We start from the raw sequence: 21,749 nt of genomic DNA, 5'->3' as shown, positions 1-21,749 counted from the left end.
ATGACCACAGCAGAAATCCTGATCCTGGTGGGCCTCGCGCTCATCATCGCGTTGCTGGTGCTGGTCTTGCTGCGCCTGCGCGGCAGCGGCGACGGCAACGGCGCGCACATCGAACGGCTCGAGCGCGAGCTGCGCCAGGAACTGCAGGCCAGCGCGCAATCGACGCGCCAGGAAACCGCCGGCCACCTGGCCCAGTACCACAATGCCTCCGTCCAGCAATTTGACAGCATGCGTCAGCAGATGCAGCTGCAATCGAGCAGCGGGCGCGAAGAGCAGGCGCGCGCGCTCAAGCGCTTTGCCGACACGCTGCAGCAAACGCTGGGCAACCTGACCGAATCGAACGCCCAGCGCATGCTCGAAGTGCGTAACACGCTTGAGTCGAAGATCCGCGACCTGCAGGCCGACAATGGCAAGCGCCTGGAAGAGATGCGTCAGACGGTCGACGAAAAGCTGCATGCGACGCTGGAAACGCGGCTGACCGAATCGTTCCGCCAGGTGTCCGAGCGGCTGGAAAAAGTCCACCAGGGCCTGGGCGAGATGCAGCAGCTGGCCATCGGCGTGGGTGACCTCAAGCGCGTGCTCACGAACGTGAAGACGCGCGGCACGTGGGGCGAGGTGCAGCTGGAGATGCTGCTCGAGCAGGTGCTGACGGTCGAGCAGTATGCGAAGAACGTCGAGACGGTGGCGGGCTCGAACGCGCGGGTAGAGTTTGCGATTAAGCTGCCGGGCACCGTCGACGGCGGCGCGCCGTTGTGGCTGCCGATCGACGCCAAGTTCCCGAAAGAGCAGTACGAACGCCTACAGGCCGCAGCCGACATTGCGGACGCCGAAGGCGTCATCCGCGCTGGCGCCGAGCTGGAACGGGCAGTGCGGCGCGAGGCGCAAACCATCTGCGACAAATACGTCTCGCCGCCACAGACGACGGATTTCGCGATCCTGTTCCTGCCGACCGAAGGCCTGTACGCCGAAGTGATGCGTCGCCCTGGCCTGGCGGACGACCTGCAGCGCACGCTGCGCGTGACAATCGCCGGCCCGTCGACGCTGAGCGCCTTACTCAACAGCCTGCAAATGGGTTTCCGCACGCTGGCGCTGGAAAAACGCTCATCCGAAGTGTGGCAAGTGCTGGGCGCAGTCAAAACCGAATTCACCAAGTTCGGCGACGTGCTGGCCGCAACGAAAACAACGCTGGAACGCGCCGCCAAAAACATCGAAAACGCCGAGGTGCGCAGCCGCCAGATGGCCCGCAAGCTCAAATCCGTCGAAGCCCTCCCAAGCGATGCCGCCCAATTACTCCTGGGCTCTGACGGCCTGGAACGCGAAGACTGACAGCACCCCTACAATGTCCCCCAGGTCACAAAAACAATCAGGGTCAGAGTAGAATTAATGGGCAATTACCCAATGTTGTCAAACAATTCGACTCTGACCCTAATTGTTTTGTAAGGGTCTGGGGGCAACAACTTGGTGGTTGCGGTAGGTGTGGCGGTGCGTCTAGCGGGTTAGAACAGGCCTTCGAATGGCAGGATGTCGACCATGTCGCCGGCGGCCACGCTGCCTTGCTCGTCGTGCAGTACGACCATGCAGTTGGCTTCGGACATTGAGCGCAGGATGCCGGAGCCTTGGGCGCCGGTGAGGCGGACTTCGGGCGTGCCGTCGGCGCTGCGTGCGACGATGCCGCGCTGGTATTCGGTGCGGCCTGGTTTTTTGCGGATTGCTTCGGACGAGCGTGCCTGCAGCAGCGGCAGTGGGGCGTTGGCGCCCATCATCTGCAGCAGCGCGTCGCGCGCGAAGAAGTAGAACGACACCATCACCGCCACCGGATTGCCCGGCAGGCCGAACAGGAAGGCTCTGCGGCCGTTCGATGTGACGCGCCCGAATGCCAGTGGTCGGCCTGGGCGCATGCCCACTTTCCAGAATGTCACGTCGCCCAGCTGCGCCATGACCTGTTTGGTGTAGTCAGCCGCGCCGACCGAGACGCCGCCCGACGTGATGATCGCGTCGGCGTTTTCGCAGGCGGTGCGCAGCGCGTCTTCCAGTGCTTCCGGGCTGTCGCGCACGACGCCCATGTCGATGATCTCGCAGCCCAGGCGCTGGAGCATGCCGTAGATCGTATAGCGGTTGCTGTCGTAGACGCAGCCTTCGTCCAGCGGCTCGCCGATCGAGCGCAGCTCGTCGCCAGTCGAGAAGAACGCCACGCGCAGGCGCCGTTGCACGGGGATTTCGGCAAAGCCCAGCGATGCGCACAGGCCCAGGTCGGATGGCCGGATGATGCGGCCGGCCTTCAGGGCTGCGCTGCCGGCTTTCAAATCTTCGCCGGCCAGCCGGCGGTTGTCGCCGGCGCGGATGGCGCCGGCGCGCACGGTCATGGCGACATCGTCGCCGCTGTCGGTAAATTCCTGCGGCAGCACGCTGTCGCAACCGGCCGGCATCACGCCGCCCGTCATGATGCGCACGCACTCACCGGGGCCGGGCACGACAGCGGACGGCTTGCCCGCATAGACAATATCGACCACCTTGAACGTCGCCACGCCAGCCTGCGGCAGGTCGGCGCCGCGCAGTGCGTAGCCGTCCATTGCCGAATTGTCGTGCGCCGGTACGTTGATCGGCGAGACCAGGTCGCGCGCCAGCACGCGGCCCAGGCTTGCGCGCAGCGCCACCATCTCGACGGCGCGCACCGGCTGGACGAATTCGCGGATGATGCGCTGGGCGTCGCGCACCCGCAGGGCGTCCGGATCATAGCCATTGATGCAACTGGCCACCTGAGCCAGGCTGGCAGGGAAGGCGGGTTGTTCGAGCCTGCGCAGCTCGTCGAGCGTGTTGATGTTGCGGAACGCGTCGGCGTCATCGAATACGACCTCGACCGCGTTGAGATCGCGCAACCAGCCCTCGACGCTGCGACCGCTGCCCGCGAGATAGGCTGACAACGAAGCCAGCCGGTCAGCGCGCACCAGGCAGAACACCGGATGTGGCTGGACCAGCATGCCTGCTTCTTGCGTCGCGGCATAGGCCACGTCGGCGTCGTGCTCCTGGAGCGCAGCGAACAGGCGCGCGGCCAGATCGGGTGGCAGGAATGGGGAATCGCATGGCACCGTCAGCAGATACGGCGTGGCGCAGTGGCGCAAGCCCGTTTCGAGCCCGGCCAGCGGGCCCGGAAAATCCGCCATCTCGTCAGTCAGCACCATCGCGCCAAACGCGCGGTACGTGTCGAGATTACGGTTGGCGCTGATCGCCAGCGGCCCCACCTGTGGCCGCAGCCGCGCCAGCACGTGCTCGACCATGGTGCTGGAATTGAACGGCTGCAAGCCCTTGTCCACGTTGCCCATGCGCGAGCCACGCCCGCCCGCCAGAACCAATCCGCTGATCAAGTGTGCTTGCATCGTCAATTAGCCACCGATATACGACATTTCAACCCGCCGCGGCCCATCCAGCTGGCCGGTACCTGTCTCAGCCGAGCGGGTTTCGGAATAGCGGTCAGCCCGACCGCGCCACAGTTGCGCGATGGCGCCACTGAGTGCCAGATCGTCGTGCCCTTCGCGCAGCAGCGCGCGCATATCGTGGCCGCGCGTGGCAAACAGGCAGGTATACAGCTTGCCTTCGGTCGACAGACGCAGACGGCTGCAGTCACCACAGAACGCCTGCGTGACGCTGGAAATCACACCGATTTCGCCGTCGCCATCGACGTAGCGCCAGCGCGATGCGGTCTCGCCACTGTAATTGGCCGCCACCGGTACCAGCGGCAGCTCGGCCGAGATGCGGCGCACCACGTCGCCCGACGGCACGACGTCGCGCATGTCCCAGCCGTTCGATGCGCCCACATCCATGAATTCGATGAAGCGCAGGATCGTCGGCGAGCCCTTGAAGTGGCGCGCCATTGGCAGGATCTGGTCGACGTTGGTGCCGCCCTTGACGACCATATTGACCTTGACCGGCCCCAGGCCCACGGCATGCGCGGTATCGATGCCGTGCAGCACATCGGCCACTGAAAAATCGACATCGTTCATGCTGCGGAACACGCCGTCGTCGAGCGCGTCGAGCGAGACCGTGACCCGGTCCAGCCCTGCATCTTTCAGGGCTTGCGCCTTGCGCGCCAGGATCGAGCCGTTGGTCGTCAAGGTGAGGTCGAGCGGACGGCCACTGGGCGTGGGCAACGCGCGCAGCATGCCGACCAGGCGTTCGAGATTCTTGCGCAGCAGCGGCTCGCCACCCGTCAGGCGCAGCTTTTCGACGCCATGCGCGACGAACAGGCGCGCGACGCGCGTGATCTCTTCGAACGACAGCAGGTCGCCGTGTGGCAGGTATTGGTAATCCTTGTCGAACACTTCCTTCGGCATGCAATACACGCAGCGGAAATTGCAGCGGTCAGTGACGGAAATGCGCAAGTCGTGCAGCGGCCGGCCGAGCGCATCGCTCAGCAGGCCCGTAGGTGCTTCCGGCACGGCCGGGACCCGCAGCTTCGATGAGCGCAGGTCATTGATAAGGATGATTTTTTCAGCCATTCCAATACGATAGCATGCGCCCGGGAATACTGCCGGGCGCGCTGCTGCATGGAGAGAAGGGATGGGGTCCGGCGTACGTTGTTCGCGCCTGCGCGAGGGGCGACGTACGCCGGATGTACTACCTGGTGCTTACTGACGGCTGGTATCGACCTGTACCAGCGGCTCGTCGACCGGCACGACGACCGGCTTGCGGGCACGGCCAACGCGCACCGGCGTGGCCGCCTGTGCTGCTGCGGCCTGGGCGGCGCGCAGCTTTTCAGGATCGGTCGCGGCCAGTTGCAGGCCCGCTTCGGCCAGCATGTCGTCCAGCTTTGGCGCAGGGGTAGCAGCCACTGGCGCAGGCGCCGTGGTCACTTCCGCTGCTGCCACTGGCGCTGGCTCGACTGCCACGGCTGTAACAGGCTCGACAACTGGCGCAGGGGCGACTTCCACCACCGGCGCCGGCTCGACAGGCGCTGGTGCAGGCGCAGCCCCGGCCATGACCGGTTCAGCAACATGTTCAGCCGCCACCGACGCCGCCGTCGGGAACATGACCGGCTCGGTCGATGCCGGTGCCGATGCTGGTGCCGAAACCTCTGCCGACGCCCCCATCGATGCCGCCGTCGGGAAGTTGACCGGCTCGACATTGGCAGGCGCCACATCAGCCGTCGTTGCCGCCATCGATGCCGACGTCGGGAACATATTGCCTTCGACCGGCGCCGCTTGCGCAACCACCGGCGCAGTTGCGGGCGCTGGTGCTGCAGCTGCAGCTTGCGCCGCATCATCCTTGGCAGCGATCGATGCCGAGGTCGGGAACGGCCACGGCGCCTGGGCACCGGACTGCGCCTGCTTGCCCTTCGCGGCGCGGGCAGCGGCTGCCACCTTGGCCACTTCTTCGTCCGCTACCGGCGCGAACGCTGGTGCGTCTTCGTTGCCTTCGCCGCCTTCGCCTTCGATCTGATCACGATCGCGACGGTTGCGGTTACGGCCACCGCGACGACGACGACGGCGTGGCTCGTCGCCATCCATCTCGACTTCTTCGCCATCGGGGCCGATCGTGGTCACCGATTTGATGACTTGCTGCACGACTTCCTGGCTGCCTTCCGGACCGGTGGTGGTCACGGCGACGGTGGTGTTCGACATCACCTGGCTGACATTGATTTCGTCGAGCTTGGCTTCGATGACCTGGGTGGTGCGTTCGGTACGCTCGGTGCGCTCGCGCGGCTGGCGTGGCTGGCGCTCTTTGCGCTCGCCGCGTTCAGGACGCTCGCCACGTTCCGGACGCTCGGCGCCTTCGGCACGTGGCGCGGCGTCGGCCGGCTCGCGTGGTTCACGCGGCTCGCGGCCTTCGCGCGGTGGACGTGGAGGACGCGGCGGGCGTGGTGGACGCGCTTCGGCGTCCGGGCCCTTGGCCAGCTCTTCGCCCGGTGCGGCCGCCTTGGCAACCGGCTCGCGCTCTTCGCGTTCACGGCCTGGCTTGCCACCTGGACGGCCACCGGTGCGGCCATTCTTGGTGCGGTTGTTGCGGTCGCGCTCTGCCTGCGCAGGGGTGGTGACAGGCACTTCCACCAGCACGGCGGGTGCGGCGCCTTTTGGTTCTGGCTTGCCAAAGAAGAAGTTGCGCAGCTTGGCGAAGAAACCTTCTTCTTCCACCGGTGCAGCCACGGGCACCGCAACAGAAGGGGCGGCGGCGGGCTTGGCTGGCTTGGCCGCTTCGCTGCGGTCGACCAGCGGCGCAGGCTGGGCCGGGGTGATCGTCTTGACGACGGCTTCCTGGCGCGGCTTGGCTTCTTCTTTCTGGCGCTTCGCGTAGGCCATGTCGGTATCGGCCGACTCGGCCATCGCGTAGCTGGCGTGTGCGTCTTCGAGGCGTGGATCGTCGTGCTTGATGCGCTCGAGCTTGTAATGCGGCGTGTCCAGATGCTTGTTCGGGATCAGGATCACGGTGATGCGGTGGCGGTTCTCGATCTTGAGCACTTCGCCACGCTTTTCGTTCAGCAGGAAAGCAGCGACATCGACGGGCACCTGCACGTGGATGGCGGCCGAATTTTCCTTCATCGCCTCTTCCTGGATGATGCGCAGGACTTGCAGGGCCGACGATTCGGTATCGCGGATGTGGCCGGTGCCCGAGCAGCGCGGGCAGGTCACGTGGGAGCCTTCGGACAGCGACGGACGCAGGCGCTGGCGCGACAGTTCCATCAGACCGAAGCGCGAAATCTTGCCCATCTGAACGCGGGCGCGGTCATGGTGCAGCGCATCCTTGAGGCGCTGTTCGACTTCGCGCTGGTTCTTGGCCACTTCCATGTCGATGAAGTCGATCACGATCAGGCCGCCCAGATCGCGCAGGCGCAACTGGCGCGCCACTTCGTCGGCTGCTTCGCAGTTGGTGTTGAAGGCGGTCGTTTCGATGTCCGAACCGCGCGTGGCGCGGGCCGAGTTGACGTCGATCGAGACCAGCGCTTCGGTGTGGTCGATCACGATGGCGCCGCCCGATGGCAGCGGCACGGTGCGCGCGTAGGCGGTTTCGATCTGGTGTTCGATCTGGAAACGCGAGAACAGCGGCACGTCGTCGCTGTAACGCTTCACGCGGTGCGCCATGTCGGGCATCACGTGGCTCATGAACTGCTGCGCCTGCTCATAGATTTCGTCGGTGTCGATCAGCACTTCGCCGATGTCCGGCTGGAAGTAATCGCGGATCGCGCGGATGACGAGCGACGATTCCTGATAGATCAGGAACGCGCCGTTGGACGACTTGCCGGCGCCTTCGATCGCGCGCCACAGTTGCATCAGGTAGTTCAAGTCCCACTGCAGCTCTTCGACATTGCGGCCGATGCCGGCAGTGCGGGCAATCACCGACATGCCTTGCGGCAGGTCGAGCTTGTCCATCGTTTCGCGCAGTTCCTGGCGCTCTTCGCCTTCGACGCGGCGCGAGACGCCGCCGCCACGCGGGTTGTTCGGCATCAGGACGAGGTAGCGGCCGGCCAGCGAAATGAACGAAGTCAGGGCAGCGCCCTTGTTGCCGCGTTCTTCTTTTTCGACCTGGACCATGATTTCCTGGCCTTCGCGCAGTGCTTCCTTGATGGAGCAATTGCGCACGTCAACACCTTCACGGAAATACGTGCGGGCGACTTCTTTGAAGGGGAGGAAACCGTGGCGGTCTTCGCCGTAGCTGACGAAGCAGGCTTCGAGGGAGGGTTCGATGCGGGTGATGACACCCTTGTAGATATTCGACTTGCGCTGTTCGCGACCGGCAGTCTCGATATCGATGTCGATCAGCTTCTGGCCATCGACAATAGCGACGCGCAGCTCTTCTTGCTGCGTCGCGTTAAACAACATGCGTTTCATTTTTAGTACTCCGTGACCCGGGGGCCGTGTGAAGGCCGCCCTCGCGGGCGGCGCAGCTACAGGGATGTATGCGGGGACGGGTGACAGGAGGGGGTATGCCCGGGCGTGCGGTACAGCAAAGTAATTTCGCTGCCGCAACGGGGCGCTGTGGGGCCGAACGTCATTGTCTAAACACGCCGCAACTTTTGTCCGTTACCTGCCACCACTTTGGGGTTGGCACAGCAACGAACAAGGGAGGGTGTGCCACAGCCAGCCGACCCTGGGCGCCAGCAACCGACCGGCCTGGAGGCGAAGAGACAGCCTTGCTCAAGCGGTGTGGATGCTGCAGCAGCGGGGTCGGCGAAAACGACAAGCGTTATCGACACCATCAACCGGCAAGCACTTTGTTAAGGATGCTTGCTGGTACTTATCCTTAAGAATCCTGACAATCCAATCCGGCATCATTGCGCGCAATCCGATTACAAATCGGTTGCAACCTTGATTGGCGCAAGGATGTGCGTACACGTTCTTTCCATCGAATTTGCACTTGGCGGGGCCGATGGGGCGTGCCCCAGTGTAAAATTTCATTTTAATTCTTACACCAGCAGAGGTTTGACCGCCGCCTGTCGATTATATATTCAAAATGAAGGACTTAGAGAGAATTTCTGGGAAGACAGACCGAATGGCAATGCAGAACGATAGTGTCCCCCCTTCATCCCCCGCAGCACTGCAAGCGCAGTTCGTGACAATCGACGAAGAAGAAGCCGGCCAGCGCATCGACAACTACCTGTTGCGTGTCTGTAAAGGCGTACCAAAGAGCCACATTTACCGCATCCTTCGCTCCGGCGAAGTCCGTGTCAACAAGGGCCGCATCGACCAGTTGTACCGCCTGGTTGCCGGCGACACCGTCCGTATTCCACCGATCCGCATCGCCGAAAAGTCGGCCGAGCACGCTGCGCCGGGCGCCGAATTTGCCGTCGTCTATGAAGACGCGCACCTGCTCGTGATCGACAAGCCCTGCGGCGTGGCCGTGCATGGCGGCTCCGGCGTGTCGTATGGCGTGATCGAACAATTGCGCGCCGCGCGCCCGCAAGCGAAGTTCCTGGAACTGGTGCACCGGCTCGACCGCGAAACCTCGGGCCTCCTGTTGATCGGCAAGAAACGCAGCGCGCTGACGCACCTGCATGACCAGATGCGCGAAGGCACGACCGACAAGCGTTACTATGCCGCCGTGAAAGGCGACTGGGTGAACAAGCGCCAGCACATCCGCTTGCCGCTGCATAAATACACGAGCGCGGAAGGCGAGAAGCGCGTGCTGGTCCAGGCCGGTGGTCAGGAAGCGCACACGATTTTCAGTTTGTTAAAAAAATGGCACAATTTCGCCTTGCTCGAAGCCGAGCTCAAGACAGGGCGCACGCACCAGATCCGGGTGCACCTGGCCTCGTCGGGCTTTCCGATCCTGGGCGACGAAAAGTACGGTGATTTCGCGTTCAACAAGCAATTGCACAAAGCGAATGAAAGCCGTGGCGCGCTCAAGCGCATGTTTTTGCACGCGCACCAGATCACGTTCACGCATCCGGACTCGGGCGAGCGCATGACCTTGCGCGCGCCGATGCCGGCCGAGTGTGAGCGCTTCCTGACAAGTCTGGGCGCCCCGGTGTAATACCGTCAGGCGCAGAGCAACCACATCGCGCAAGTACGACAGCGCACCAATAAAAAACAACAGGGGACCGGCGGCCTGGCCGCCACTAATTATGGCTAGAAAACAATTCGACCTGATCGTCTTCGATTGGGACGGCACATTGATGGACAGTACCGCCGCCATCGTCAAGTGCATCCAGGCGGCGGCGCGCGACCTGGGCTTGCCGGTGCCAACCGACTCGTCGGCCGCGCACGTCATCGGCCTCGGCCTGGCCGAAGCGATGCAGGCGGTGATGCCCGATATCCAGCCGGCGCTGTATCCGCGCATGGTCGAGCGTTACCGGCACCATTTTCTGACCAAGGACCACCAGCTGGTGCTGTTCAAGGGCGTGCCCGAGATGCTCAATGCGTTGTCGAACGAAGGTTATTTTTTGGCGGTGGCGACCGGCAAGAGCCGGGTTGGTCTGAACCGCGCGCTCAATGCGACCGGGCTGCTGTCGATCTTCGATGCAACACGTTGCGCCGATGAGACATTCTCCAAGCCGCATCCGGCGATGCTGCAAGAGCTGACGCGCGAGCTCGGCCAGGATTTGCGGCGCACGGTGATGATCGGCGACACCACGCACGATCTGCTGATGGCCACCAATGCCGGCGCGGCCGGTATCGCGGTGGAGTTCGGTGCCCATCCGGTCAGCCAGCTCCACGCCTGCCAGCCACTGTTCTCTGCCAAGAACATCCCCGAGCTGCATGACTGGCTGCTCGAGCACGCCTGAGGTCGGGCTCACTGAAGCCTGAGAGCGGGCTGAAGTGGACCAGCGGCGTACGGGTGGCCTTGCCGACCGTACGCGAGGGCGCTGGCACGATATACTGATTGCCGCACGAACAGCCCCGCGCGTGACGCGTGGGGACGGCGTTTCGTCGTCCACCTTCCCGACTTTATGAGTGACCATACGAGCATTGACCAACCCGGCGACAGCCGGCTCGCGTCGAATCCGACGATGAGCAACTGGGAGCGCGACACGCTCGAGAAACTGGTATTTGCCACCGTCCAGGAGCGCCGCTCTGCGCGCCGCTGGAGCATCTTCTTCAAGCTCGGCTTCCTGATCGTGGCGCTGCTGGCCCTGTGGGCCTACTACGACTTCAACTTCGCCAGCGGCGACACCGAAAACCTCGGCCGCCATACGGCGCTGATCGAAATCAATGGCGAGATCGAAGCCGAAGGCAGCGGCGCGGCCGACACCGTCATCCCGTCGCTGAACAAGGCGTTTTCCGATCCAGGCTCGGCCGCCGTCGTGCTGCGCATCGACAGCCCGGGCGGCAGCCCGGTGCAGGCCGGCATCATTGTCGATGAAATCCAGCGCCTCAAGCGCGGCTATCCCGATAAACCACTGTATGTCGTGGTCGACGAGATCTGCGCTTCGGGCGGCTACTACATCGCCTCGGCCGCCGACCGTATCTACGTCAACAAGGCCTCGATCGTCGGCTCGGTGGGCGTGCTGATGGACAGCTTCGGCTTTACGGGCACGATGGAAAAGCTGGGTGTCGAGCGCCGCCTGCTGACGGCTGGCGAGAACAAGGGGTTTCTTGATCCGTTCAGCCCGCAATCGGAAAAGCACCGCGAACATGCCCAGGCCATGCTCAATGAAATCCACCAGCAGTTCATCTCGGTAGTGCGCGCCGGGCGCGGCAAGCGCCTGAAAGAGACGCCCGAGACGTTCTCGGGCCTGTACTGGACCGGTGCACGCGCCGTCGACATGGGCCTGGCCGATGCCTTTGGCACCGTCGATACGGTGGCACGCGACATCGTCAAGGCCGAAGACATCGTCGACTACACGGCGCACGAAGGCTTGCCGGAACGGGTGCTGAAGAAATTTGGGGCGTCGGTGGGCGAGAGCGCCGTCCGTGCGGCGTATCACAGCGCCGTGCCCAAATTGCGCTAAGCATGTTGTCCTTGAAACCAGAGGATATGCGGCTATAGTGAAACGGTGGCCGACGCTGCGGTGGATCAGTCAAGCTGCTTGCCCATTGATCCCGGACGGTGAACGCTGGCGACCGCACCTCTGTGCGGTTTTCGAGAGAATTTTTATTCCTCGCGGTAAGACTGTCCCGGGCGCGTGCATGCGCGCGGCGGGAATGGAAACGACGGCTCAGGCCGTCGTTTCCTTTTGGTGGACCAGTTGTGCATCGATGCGTCCAACTCGCCTTTGCATGTCATGAAGCGATGTTGGACGTAGGGTGGGCGGGTTCTCCCGCCCACGCGTTCAACGCACCTTGGGTTACCACCGAGCGAGGTTGGTTTGAACGCGTGGGCGGCGCAGCCGCCCACCCTACGTCTGCCGACCAGGCTGCTGTGTTTTTTTTGGTGGACAGGGGAGTGCGGCTGGCGCTGCGGTGACGGGCGTTGGAGGATCAGGTCAGGCTGCCGCACTAGCGGCGTCGCCATCGCGGCCGGTGCGGCGTGACGGGTGGTTCAGATCGTTGTCGTTGCAGTGGTCGGTCATGGTGTCATTCGTCTGAGGCGTCGAAGGTGATACGAGACGCGGCGGGTGCCACATGGTGGGCTGGCGCAGTGGGGGCAAATCGTCATGCTGGGCAAAGCCGCCGCGTTCGAGCCAGTCCTGATGGTCGCCGCCAATGCGCGCAAACCACGCAGCACGCAGCCGGAACTGGTCGTGATGTGGCAAGGGTCGGGCGCCGCTGCTCCAGCGCGACAATGCCATCAGCGTGGGAAAAAGCGCCGCATGTACTCGTGCAACGCGCTGGCGCGCGCAATGCACTTCGTGCGGTGAAAGCTTTTCATAGCAGGTGTCGAGATCATCGTTCACGTTCAGTCCTGTTCTCTGGCGGAATTGCACCTTGATGTATGGCAAACAACCATCATGGTCGTTAGGCGGATTCCTAACATGTTGAAGTCTATCAATAAGAATTTCTGCAGACTTGACGCTGCTCAAATGAACCGCGGCATGCAAGTTGACTAAAAAACATTGCTCTAATTGTCAGTCTGTCCGCGCCGGACCTGTTCTGGTAAAGTCTCGCCCCATGAGTAAACTGTCCCTAGACCGCATCCTGCAATCGCAGGGATTCGGCACCCGCAAATACTGCCGCGCCCTGATCGAGGATGGCGACGTCACCATCAATGGCGAGGTCGCCGATAATTTCAAGGCCACGTTCGAGACCGACGGCCTGGTGCTGACCGTCTTTGACGAAGAATGGGCGTACCGCGAGCATGTCTATATTGCGCTGTACAAGCCGGCCAACTTCGAATGCTCGCGCAAGCCGAGCCACCATCCGGGCGTCCTGACCCTATTGCCAGAGCAATTTACCTGGCGCGATGTGCAGCCCGTCGGCCGGCTCGATCACGACACCACTGGCCTGCTCCTGATGTCGGACGACGGCCCGTTCATCCACGCGCAATCGTCGCCCAAGCGCCACGTACCGAAGGTGTACCACGCCACGACGGCTGAGCCGGTGACCGAGGAACTCGTCGCCAGGCTGCTCGCTGGCGTGCAACTGCACGATGAGCCGGCGCCATTGAAGGCGGTGTCGTGCGTCAAGCTGGGTGAACAATCCATCGAGATCGTGCTGGAGCAGGGCAAATATCACCAGGTCAAGCGCATGCTGGCTGCTGCCGAGAATCACTGTAGCGCGCTGCACCGGGCCCAGATCGGCGGCTTGACGCTGGCCGCGCTGGGACTCGAAGAAGGCGAGTGGTGCTTCCTCGACCAGGCACAGCTCGACCTGCTCGTACCAGGCTGACATACCACATCCGCATGCTGTTGTGGAAATTTCACAACGGAACATGCTTAACCACAATATTCGTGCGACATAGTCAGCCGATTTCCGCGACACTCCGTTCCGACGGCGTCCGGGTACCGGTTGTCGCACGAATGAATTTTCCAGAAAAATAACCATGTACGCATACCGACCGAGCCTCTCCCATTCCCTCGCCCTGATTCCATTGCTGCTGGCCCTGCCAGTCATGGCACAGAGCCAGCCGGCCACCCTGGCCGAATGCACCCCGATCCTCGACAGCGCCCAGCGCCTGGCCTGCTTCGACCGCGTTGCGAGCACCGGCAGCGCCGCTGCCGCGAGCACCGCATCGACCCCGGTTGTCGCACCGGCCGTGGCTGCCCAGAGCGCGTTCGACGCACCGCTGAACAGCGCCGTCGATCACACCGCCACCGTCGATCCAACCGTCCAGGCCGCCGCTGAATACACGCTGAGCAGCCATTGGGAACTCGATCCACGCGACAAGCGCGGCGCGTTCAAATTCCGTCCGCACCACCCGAACTACCTGATCGCGACCCGTACCCACCGCCCGAACGAAGCGCCGTACGCCGACTTCCTGGCGACCGACCCGGATGCCGAAGGCTTGTCGAAGGCCGAACTGGAATTCCAGCTCAGCGTGAAGATGAAGCTGGTCGAGACCCTGTTCGAGCAACCGATCGACGTCTGGTTCGGCTATACCCAGAATTCGTTCTGGCAAGCGGCCAACCACAAGGCATCGAGCCCGTTCCGCGAAACCAATTACCAGCCGGAGATCATGGCAGTCATGCCACTGGACTTCGCCCTGGCCGGTATCAACGTGCGCTTCCTGAACCTGGGCTTCGTGCACCAGTCGAACGGTCAGTCGTCGAGCCTGTCGCGCAGCTGGAACCGCTACTACGCCCAGGTCGGCCTGGAACGTGGTCCGCTGACCATGACCGCCAAGCTCTGGAAGCGTGTCAATGAATCGCTGGAAGACGACAACAACCCGGACATCACCGATTTCATGGGCCGCTTCGAACTGGCCGGCAATTACCGCATGGGTAGCGGCCATGAAGTCTCGGCCCTCGTGCGCCGTAACTTCAGCACCGACAAGGGTGCAGTCCAGGTCGGTTGGGCATTCCCGCTCGTCGGCCCGATCAAGGGTTATGTCAATGCGTTCGCCGGCTATGGCCAGAGCATGATCGACTACAACTACTTCCAGCGCAGCCTGGGCGTCGGTGTCATCGTCAAGTATTGATCGCTTCACACCTGCCGTACCGTAGAATGGCGGGCTTGTTCCCACGAGCCCGCCCATGAAACTTGCCTCGCTGGACGACGGCACCCGTGATGGCCAACTGGCCGTGGTGTCGCGCGACCTGTCCACTGCCCATATTGCCGATGGCATCGCGCCAAGCTTGCGCGCCGCGCTCGATGACTGGGTTTTCATTGCCCCGCAACTCGATGCACTCTACCGTCAACTGAACGACGGCAAGGGCGACGCCAAAGCGCGCCGCGCATTCGACTTCGACCCGACCCAATGCATGGCGCCACTGCCGCGCGCCAGCGCCCGCGTGTGCGGCGCCACCTATCTGCACCACCACGACCTGGAACAGCGCGCACTTGGCAGCAGCTTGCCGGCCGCATGGCGCGACGCGCCGCAGCTGCGCCAGGCTGCAGCCGATGGGTTGCTTGGCCCCACGCAGGACCTGGTGCTGGCGCGCGAAGAATGGGGTATCGACTTCGGCGCCGAGCTGGCTATTGTGAGTGGCGACCTGCGCCAGGGCGCGACGCCTGATGCGGCGCTGGGCCAGATCCGCCTGTTGTTGCTGGCCAATGACATCACGCTGCGCAACCTGGCGCCGGATGCGCTGGCGGCGGGTTTCGGCCTGCAAGCCAAACCGGCCACCGCGTTTGCGCCAGTGGCGGTCACGCCGGACGAGCTGGGCGACGCGTGGACGGCCGGAAAAGCCGCGCTGCCGCTGCGTGTGCGCCTTAATGGCAATCCGGTCGGCACGCTCGAGGCGGGCGAGGACATGACGTTCAATTTTGCGCAGCTGCTGTCAGCGCTGGCAATGACGCGGCCAGTAACGGCGGGGACGATTGTCGGCTCGGGCATCGTGTCGAACCGGGCAACCAGGCGCCATACGCCGGGCTATGCCAGTCTTGCCGAGGCGCGCTGGATCGAGATGGCCGCCGGCGGCGACGCGGTCACGCCGTTCATGCGCTTTGGCGATACGGTGCGCATCGAGATGCTCGACGAGAAAGGTACATCGCTGTTCGGGGCGATCGAGCAGACGCTCAGGGCCGCGGTGGCTTGACGCCGGGCTCGTCCCAGAAGCCGTCATTATCTGGCACGCCACGCAGATCGACGCGCACCGGCCGGCTGATCCGGCGCAGCGCATCGGCGCGCACCAGCCGCCCATCCGGTTCATGCAGCCGGTACCAGAGAAACGCCACGCCGGACAAGGCCAGCCGCTCGCCCGTGAACAGGTGATCGCGCTGTACGGCAAGGCCTTCGAGACGCAGATCGACATCGAGCACCAGCGCGCCGGCGCTGCGTTCGGCCTGGCCAAGATAGCGCGCCGTCGTCAACAAGGGACTCTTGTCGCTGACTTCGCCGGCGCGTAGAGCGTCGATGAAGCTGTCGACTGCCTTGAGCTGCACCGTCGCAGCGGCCGCAATCGCGGCGAGCTCTTTTTTGCGCTCGCCCTTGGCGGTGGCGGCCAGTGCGTCGAGTGCGTCGATGTGCTGCGCGAGCGCGGCGCGTTCCAGGCCCAGCACCCGCACCCGTTCCAGCAGCGCCGCATGGCGCGTGACGTCGAGTTCGCCCATATAGCCGCCACTCAGGCCAGCCAGGCGGGCAGGGCAGCTGCGCGCCATGGCACTGGCAAACAGGGCGCGGGCGCCGTCGCCGTAGGCGGCGCCGGCCAGCGTGGTGTCGGTCTTGAACAGGCTGGCCAGGTCGGCCCCGGCGCGCAGGATCATCGTCGGCGCCGTCAGCCAGGCCAGCAGCAGGGCGCTGCGGCGGCGCGCGGCCGCCGGCGTGCTGGCCTCTATGTAGCGTTGTAGCGCGGCATTGCGCACGGCCAGCTCTTGCGCCTGGCGGACCAGCGCGGCATCGACAGTACGCGCCACCACGATGCCCTGGCTGACAAGCGGGTCATACATGATGACAACGCGGTCGGGCGGCAACATGTGGCAGACCACGGCTGCCAGTTCGAGCGTCAGGTCGAACGCACGCGCCAGACCGGCGGCACCAAAGCCGCGCGTATCGACGCTGCCGCCCAGCGCTTTGGCTTGCGCCGGTGGCAGGCGCGCCAGCAATTCGGCGCGCTCTGCTTCGGCGATTGCCTGCCTGGCTTCGGCTTCCTGCAGCCGCGCCCGTGCTTCGAGCAGGTCGGACGACGCAGAGCTCTGGGCCATTGAATGTGCAGAATGTACAACGCCCAGACATAACATGACGATCGAATAGAACGCTCGTACGGTTGAATATCGACGCGCCATGATTCGCCCCAATTGGGTAATAAGAAATAAATCTATCTAAATATCACTATGGAAAAGTGTAACAATTTGTGGAGAAATGGTAGGAGAAGTATCTGTACTATTGATTGTTGCAGCGCAACGTACCTAAAATCACTAAATAAGTCGTTTATAATCAAGAGCTTGCAATGCACCATTAATGATGAGTGAAATTGCGTGAGAAACCCTGCAGCAACACGATTGGGGAAGAAATGACCCGAAATGCGATAGAATTGACGAGTTAACAAAGTGGTTCTATGAGTATTTATAACCTGCCATTAGCCGGCCTCGAAATCGGCTTCGCCACATCGCTGATCGTATCGCTCCTGCTCGTGCTCACCACACGCTGGCATGGCCGCTACTCGCTTGATGCAACGCGTGGCGTGCAGAAATTCCATATCACCCCAACCCCGCGCATCGGCGGCGCCGCCATCATGACGGGCCTCTGGCTGGCGCTGGGCGTGTTGCCGCAGGCGCAGCGCGATTTGCTGCTGCCGGTCCTCATTGCCTCGCTGCCAGCCTTTGTCTTTGGCCTGGCCGAAGACCTGACCCGCACCGTCTCTGTGCGCACCCGCCTGCTGGCCACGATCGGCAGTGGCGTGGTGTGCTGGTTCCTCACGGGCGTCACGCTGCAGCACACGGGCATGCCACTGCTCGATGGCATGCTGGGCTGGCTGCCATTCTCGGTGCTGTTTACCGCGTTTGCCGTTGGCGGCGTGGCCAATGCCGTCAATATCATCGACGGTTTCAATGGGCTGGCCAGCGGCACGGTCGTTATCGGGCTTGGCACGCTGGGTCTGATCGCCATGGGCGCCGGCGACATTCACCTGGCGCAGTTGTGCTTCGTGATCTGCGCCGTGACCGCGGGCTTTTTCGTTGTCAATTTCCCGTTAGGCAAGCTGTTCCTTGGGGATGGCGGCGCCTATCTGCTTGGCTTCCTGCTGGCCTGGCTGTCCGTGATGCTGGTCTACCGCAATCCGTCGGTGTCGGCCTGGGCGCCGCTGCTGGCCTGCGCTTACCCGGTTTTTGAGACCGTCTTCACGATCATGCGTCGCCTGTGGTGCCGTCGTCATCCGGGGCATCCGGACAGCTGGCACCTGCACAGCCTGGTCAAGACGGCGATCACGGCGCGCTACCTGCGCATGCTGCCACCGCCGCTGCGCAATGCCTTCGTCTCGCCGGTCTCGTGGGGTATCGCCCTGGTGCCGGCGGCGCTCGCCGTCAATTACGCGGGCGATCCGGCCGTGCTGGTACAGGGCGCACTGGCCAGTTTCGCGCTGTATCTGGGCGTGTACGCGCTGGTCGTTTCGGCCTGGCGTGCCCGCCGCCGCCATGCGCCGTTCATCATGCCGGTCGCGACCGCGCCGCTGGCACCGAAGGCGGCTACCGTCGCCGTCAAGCCGGTGGCAATCAGCCCCCTCATTACGACCAGCAGCAATGGCCAGGGCGCCACGTCCGGCCTGGTTGCTGCCCGCATTGCTGCCAATCCCTCCGCCAACCAGCCTGGCGGACTGGCCGATCACAGCCACAAGCAGGCAGCGCCGGTTCTCGCGCGCCGCTGCATGTAATCTCCCAAGCAATCCGCAGTCCACAGTCCGCACGACGCCGCCCCTGAACTGGGGCAGGTTTCCCCGCTTGTTCTCGATCTGTCTGCACGGCAATTTCAGCGATAATCTCGCACGCGCAGTACAAAGGCGGCGGTGAGACATTCAAGAGCAATCGAGCGGGGGCACCATGTCGGATGATAGCGACGCAGAAAAGACCGAAGACGCATCGCCCAGAAAGATCGAGAAAGCGCGCGAAGAAGGCGACGTTCCCCGATCGCGCGAGCTGGCGACGTTCACTGTCCTGATGACGGCCGGCGCCTGCCTATGGGCATTTGGCGGCATGCTCGTCGGCAGACTGGCGACCTCGCTGAAGTCCGGTCTCACGCTCGACCGCGAACAGATCTTCAATCCCAATATCCTGCTCGAACGCATTCTCAACGACATCGTCAGCGTCATGCTGGCCTGCCTGCCGATTGCCGGGGCCGTCATGCTCATCGCGCTGATCTCGCCGATGTTGATCGGCGGCTGGCTGTTCTCGTCGAAGGCGTTCATGCCCAACTTCGGCAAGCTCAACCCGATGAAGGGGATCGGCAACATGTTCTCCAAGAACGCGCTGGTCGAGCTGCTCAAAGCCATCATCAAGACGATCGTCATTGGCGTGGTCGCGTGGATCGTTGTCAGCGGCCAGAAGGAAGCGATGCTGGGCCTGGCGGTCGAGCCGCTCAATGAAAGCAGCGCCCACGTCGGCGACATGATTGGCCGCTCGTTCCTGTTCATCACCGGCGCGCTGGGAGTGATTGCCCTCATCGACGGCCCGTATCAGTTGTGGCATTGGAAAGACAAACTGAAAATGACGCGCCAGGAAATGATCCAGGAATCGAAGGAATCGGACGGCAATCCTCAGATTAAGGGGAAGATTCGGCAGATGCAGCGCGAAATGGCCCGGGGCCGGATGATGCAAAATGTCCCTACTGCTGATGTGATCGTCACTAATCCGACGCACTACGCAGTCGCACTGAAGTATGCGGATGGCAAGGGAGCACCGCGGGTAGTGGCCAAGGGCGTCGATGACGTCGCGGCCAAGATCCGCGAAATGGGCGCCGAGAACAAGGTGCCCATGCTCGAAGCCCCGGCCCTGGCCCGCGCCCTGTTCAAGCACACCGAGATCGACGAAGAGATTCCGGAAAAGCTGTACTCGGCGGTGGCGGAAGTGCTGGCCTACGTGTACCAGCTGCGGGCCTACAAGAAGGGCGAGGGCGACTACCCGGATCGCCCGACCAGGTTGAAAGTACCTGCCGAGATGGACCCGCTGAACCCGGCCTCGCAACAGCGACCGGCACCCGAAAATGGAGCAACTGAATGACCAACAGCATGAAACTGCCAGCCTGGATGAGCGGCCTTGGAGCACAAGGCGGCAAGGCGGCAGCCCCGATCCTGATCATCATGCTGTTGGCCATGATGATCTTGCCGTTGCCGGCGTTCGTGCTGGACGTGTTTTTCAGTTTCAATATCGCGCTGTCGATCATCGTGCTGCTGACCGCGCTGTACACGGTCAAGCCGCTCGACTTTCTGGCCTTCCCCTCGATTCTTCTCGTCTCGACCATGCTGCGCCTGGCGCTGAACGTCGCGTCGACCCGTATCGTCCTGACCGAAGGCCATACCGGTAGCGCCGCTGCCGGCAAGGTCGTCGAGGCCTTTGGCCACTTCCTGATCGGCGGCAACTACACAGTCGGTATCGTCGTCTTCATCATCCTGACCATCATCAACTTCTCGGTCGTGACCAAGGGCGCGGGCCGTATCGCCGAAGTCGGCGCACGCTTTGCGCTGGACGCGATGCCAGGCAAGCAGATGGCCATTGACGCTGACCTGAACGCCGGCCTGATCGGCGAAGACGAAGCGCGCAAGCGCCGCCAGGAAGTCTCGCAAGAAGCCGAGTTCTACGGCGCGATGGACGGCGCCTCGAAGTACGTGAAGGGCGATGCCGTCGCCGGCATCATGATTACCGTGATCAATATGATCGCCGGCCTGATCGTCGGCGTCGTGATGCACGACCTGGCCATCGGCGAAGCCACCAAGATCTACACGCTGCTGGCCATCGGTGACGGCCTGGTCGCCCAGATCCCGTCGCTGATCATCTCGATCGCCGCCGGTATGGTGGTTTCGCGCGTGGCCAACGATGAAGACGTCAGCTCGCAGCTGACCAACCAGCTGTTTGCCCGCCCGGAAGCGCTGTACATCACGGCCGCCATCATCGGCGGCCTGGGCATGATCCCGGGCATGCCGAACGTGGTGTTCCTGCTGCTGGCCGGCTCGCTTGCTGCCGGTGGTTATTTCATCTCGAAGCGCAAGAAGGAAGCGCCGGCGCAGGCGGAAGCCGCCGCCGTGGCCGATGCCGCCGCCGCTGCCCGTACGGCGCCGGCCGAGAGCGAAGAAGCGACCTGGCAGGACGTGATGCCAGTCGACACGCTGGGCCTGGAAGTGGGCTACCGCCTGATTCCGCTGGTCGACAAGAACCAGGGCGGCGAGCTGCTCAAGCGCATCAAGGGCATCCGCAAGAAGTTCGCGCAAGAAGTGGGCTTCCTGGCGCCGCCAGTGCATATCCGCGACAACCTGGAACTCAAGCCATCGGCCTACCGCATCACGCTCAAGGGCGTCGAAGTGGGCAGCGGCGAAGCACTCAACGGTCAGTTTTTGGCGATCAACCCGGGCATGGCCAGCGGTACGCTGCCAGGCGTGGTCACGACCGACCCGGCCTTCGGCCTGCCGGCGACCTGGATTGAAGCGAGCCTGCGCGACGAAGCGCAAAGCATGGGCTACACGGTGGTCGATGCGGGCACCGTCGTTGCCACGCACCTGAACCACCTGATCACGTTGCACGCGTCGGAACTGCTGGGCCGCATGGAAGTGCAGGCGCTGCTGGACCACCTGGGCAAGGAAACGCCGAAGCTGGTCGAGGATCTGGTGCCGAAAGTTGTTTCGCTGTCGACGCTGCAGAAAGTGCTGCAGAACCTGCTGGTCGAAGGCGTGCACATCCGCGACATGCGCTCGATCATCGAATCCCTGTCGGAGCACGCCGGCATGACGCAGGACCCGGCCGAACTGACCGCCGTGGTGCGCGTGTCGCTGGGCCGTGCGATCGTCCAGCAATTGTTCCCGGGCGAGAACGAGTTGTCGGTAATGACCCTGGACAACCGCCTCGAGCGCCTGTTGATGCAGGCGATGGGCGCGGGTGGCGACGGTACCGGCATCGAGCCGGGCCTGGCCGACACGATCGCCCAGCAGGCCGCGCATGCCGCCAACCAGCAAGAGCAGATGGGCCTGTCGCCCGTGCTCTTGGTACCGGCGCCACTGCGCGTGCTGCTGTCGCGCTTCCTGCGCCGCGCTGTGCCTGCGCTCAAGGTGCTGTCGCATGCCGAAGTGCCCGAGACCAAGACGATCCGGGTGACGAGCCTGGTGGGTGTGCCGATGTAACAGGGATAGGGCAGCGCAGGCGCTTCCC

Annotated in this window: 15 protein-coding genes; 10 read left to right on the top strand and 5 right to left on the bottom strand. The window is 63.4% G+C overall.

The features are described from left to right. Positions 1-1,326, top strand: coding sequence for a DNA recombination protein RmuC (locus AC56LW_RS04265; RefSeq protein ID WP_499631979.1), 1,326 nt, complete (start codon positions 1-3; stop codon positions 1,324-1,326). Between the two features lie 170 nt (positions 1,327-1,496). On the opposite strand, the gene moeA is transcribed toward AC56LW_RS04265, so the two are convergent. The 3 genes from moeA to AC56LW_RS04250 form a co-directional block, all read right to left on the bottom strand. Then, positions 1,497-3,374, bottom strand: coding sequence for a molybdopterin molybdotransferase MoeA (gene moeA, locus AC56LW_RS04260; protein ID WP_499631976.1), 1,878 nt, complete (start codon positions 3,372-3,374; stop codon positions 1,497-1,499). A 6-nt stretch (positions 3,375-3,380) separates the two neighbouring features. Beyond that, the gene (gene moaA / locus AC56LW_RS04255) at positions 3,381-4,493 is read right to left on the bottom strand and encodes a GTP 3',8-cyclase MoaA (protein ID WP_258835385.1); all 1,113 of its coding nucleotides are present in this window, start codon (positions 4,491-4,493) and stop codon (positions 3,381-3,383) included. Positions 4,494-4,622: 129 nt separating this feature from the next. Then, positions 4,623-7,817, bottom strand: coding sequence for an Rne/Rng family ribonuclease (locus AC56LW_RS04250; protein WP_499631973.1), 3,195 nt, complete (start codon positions 7,815-7,817; stop codon positions 4,623-4,625). Positions 7,818-8,478: 661 nt separating this feature from the next. Between AC56LW_RS04250 and AC56LW_RS04245 the strand changes: the two genes are divergently transcribed. From AC56LW_RS04245 to AC56LW_RS04235, 3 genes are all read left to right on the top strand, one after another. Further along, positions 8,479-9,459, top strand: a complete 981-nt coding sequence (locus AC56LW_RS04245; RefSeq protein WP_332532445.1) for an RluA family pseudouridine synthase — start codon at positions 8,479-8,481, stop codon at positions 9,457-9,459. Positions 9,460-9,550: 91 nt separating this feature from the next. Further along, on the top strand, positions 9,551-10,210 hold the full coding sequence (locus AC56LW_RS04240) for an HAD-IA family hydrolase (RefSeq protein ID WP_183555784.1): 660 nt from the start codon (positions 9,551-9,553) through the stop codon (positions 10,208-10,210). Positions 10,211-10,375: 165 nt separating this feature from the next. Continuing rightward, positions 10,376-11,377, top strand: coding sequence for a S49 family peptidase (locus AC56LW_RS04235; protein ID WP_332532444.1), 1,002 nt, complete (start codon positions 10,376-10,378; stop codon positions 11,375-11,377). Positions 11,378-11,851: 474 nt separating this feature from the next. Here the strand turns inward: AC56LW_RS04235 and AC56LW_RS04230 are convergent, their stop codons facing one another. Then, positions 11,852-12,262, bottom strand: a complete 411-nt coding sequence (locus AC56LW_RS04230) for a hypothetical protein (protein WP_499631969.1) — start codon at positions 12,260-12,262, stop codon at positions 11,852-11,854. Positions 12,263-12,476: 214 nt separating this feature from the next. Between AC56LW_RS04230 and AC56LW_RS04225 the strand changes: the two genes are divergently transcribed. From AC56LW_RS04225 to AC56LW_RS04215, 3 genes are all read left to right on the top strand, one after another. Continuing rightward, positions 12,477-13,193: a pseudouridine synthase gene (locus AC56LW_RS04225; RefSeq protein WP_258835379.1), complete on the top strand. Its 717-nt coding sequence runs from the start codon at positions 12,477-12,479 to the stop codon at positions 13,191-13,193. Between the two features lie 154 nt (positions 13,194-13,347). After that, a complete protein-coding gene (locus AC56LW_RS04220; protein ID WP_332532441.1) occupies positions 13,348-14,442 on the top strand; it encodes a phospholipase A in 1,095 nt (364 codons plus the stop codon). A gap of 55 nt (positions 14,443-14,497) precedes the next feature. Next, entirely contained in the window at positions 14,498-15,502 is a 1,005-nt protein-coding gene (locus AC56LW_RS04215; protein WP_499631966.1) for a fumarylacetoacetate hydrolase family protein, read from the top strand. On the opposite strand, the gene AC56LW_RS04210 is transcribed toward AC56LW_RS04215, so the two are convergent. Next, positions 15,483-16,607: a hypothetical protein gene (locus tag AC56LW_RS04210; RefSeq protein ID WP_499631963.1), complete on the bottom strand. Its 1,125-nt coding sequence runs from the start codon at positions 16,605-16,607 to the stop codon at positions 15,483-15,485. The genes AC56LW_RS04215 and AC56LW_RS04210 overlap by 20 nt on opposite strands. Positions 16,608-16,960: 353 nt before the next feature. On the opposite strand from AC56LW_RS04210, the gene AC56LW_RS04205 reads away from it, so the two are divergent. The 3 genes from AC56LW_RS04205 to flhA all read left to right on the top strand — a co-directional run bounded on the left by AC56LW_RS04205 (position 16,961) and on the right by flhA (position 21,721). After that, entirely contained in the window at positions 16,961-18,271 is a 1,311-nt protein-coding gene (locus AC56LW_RS04205; protein ID WP_499631960.1) for an MraY family glycosyltransferase, read from the top strand. A gap of 166 nt (positions 18,272-18,437) precedes the next feature. After that, entirely contained in the window at positions 18,438-19,613 is a 1,176-nt protein-coding gene (gene flhB / locus AC56LW_RS04200) for a flagellar biosynthesis protein FlhB (RefSeq protein ID WP_332532437.1), read from the top strand. Further along, positions 19,610-21,721, top strand: coding sequence for a flagellar biosynthesis protein FlhA (gene flhA / locus AC56LW_RS04195; protein ID WP_499631957.1), 2,112 nt, complete (start codon positions 19,610-19,612; stop codon positions 21,719-21,721). Before flhB ends, flhA begins: the two co-directional genes overlap by 4 nt. Positions 21,722-21,749 lie beyond the last annotated feature (28 nt).

The organism is Telluria sp. LT2P80, assembly GCF_059685955.1.
Note: the sequence above shows the minus strand (reverse complement) of the source record. Positions and strands in the feature narration are given on the sequence as shown.

Coding starts and splice junctions, on each gene's coding strand:
- AC56LW_RS04215 (WP_499631966.1), top strand. CDS start 14,498: ATGAAACTTGCCTCGCTGGACGACGGCACCCGTGATGGCCAACTGGCC.
- moeA (WP_499631976.1), bottom strand. CDS start 3,374: ATGCAAGCACACTTGATCAGCGGATTGGTTCTGGCGGGCGGGCGTGGC.
- flhB (WP_332532437.1), top strand. CDS start 18,438: ATGTCGGATGATAGCGACGCAGAAAAGACCGAAGACGCATCGCCCAGA.
- AC56LW_RS04265 (WP_499631979.1), top strand. CDS start 1: ATGACCACAGCAGAAATCCTGATCCTGGTGGGCCTCGCGCTCATCATC.
- moaA (WP_258835385.1), bottom strand. CDS start 4,493: ATGGCTGAAAAAATCATCCTTATCAATGACCTGCGCTCATCGAAGCTG.
- AC56LW_RS04240 (WP_183555784.1), top strand. CDS start 9,551: ATGGCTAGAAAACAATTCGACCTGATCGTCTTCGATTGGGACGGCACA.
- AC56LW_RS04245 (WP_332532445.1), top strand. CDS start 8,479: ATGGCAATGCAGAACGATAGTGTCCCCCCTTCATCCCCCGCAGCACTG.
- AC56LW_RS04250 (WP_499631973.1), bottom strand. CDS start 7,817: ATGAAACGCATGTTGTTTAACGCGACGCAGCAAGAAGAGCTGCGCGTC.
- AC56LW_RS04220 (WP_332532441.1), top strand. CDS start 13,348: ATGTACGCATACCGACCGAGCCTCTCCCATTCCCTCGCCCTGATTCCA.
- AC56LW_RS04235 (WP_332532444.1), top strand. CDS start 10,376: ATGAGTGACCATACGAGCATTGACCAACCCGGCGACAGCCGGCTCGCG.
- AC56LW_RS04205 (WP_499631960.1), top strand. CDS start 16,961: ATGAGTATTTATAACCTGCCATTAGCCGGCCTCGAAATCGGCTTCGCC.
- AC56LW_RS04225 (WP_258835379.1), top strand. CDS start 12,477: ATGAGTAAACTGTCCCTAGACCGCATCCTGCAATCGCAGGGATTCGGC.
- AC56LW_RS04210 (WP_499631963.1), bottom strand. CDS start 16,607: ATGGCCCAGAGCTCTGCGTCGTCCGACCTGCTCGAAGCACGGGCGCGG.
- flhA (WP_499631957.1), top strand. CDS start 19,610: ATGACCAACAGCATGAAACTGCCAGCCTGGATGAGCGGCCTTGGAGCA.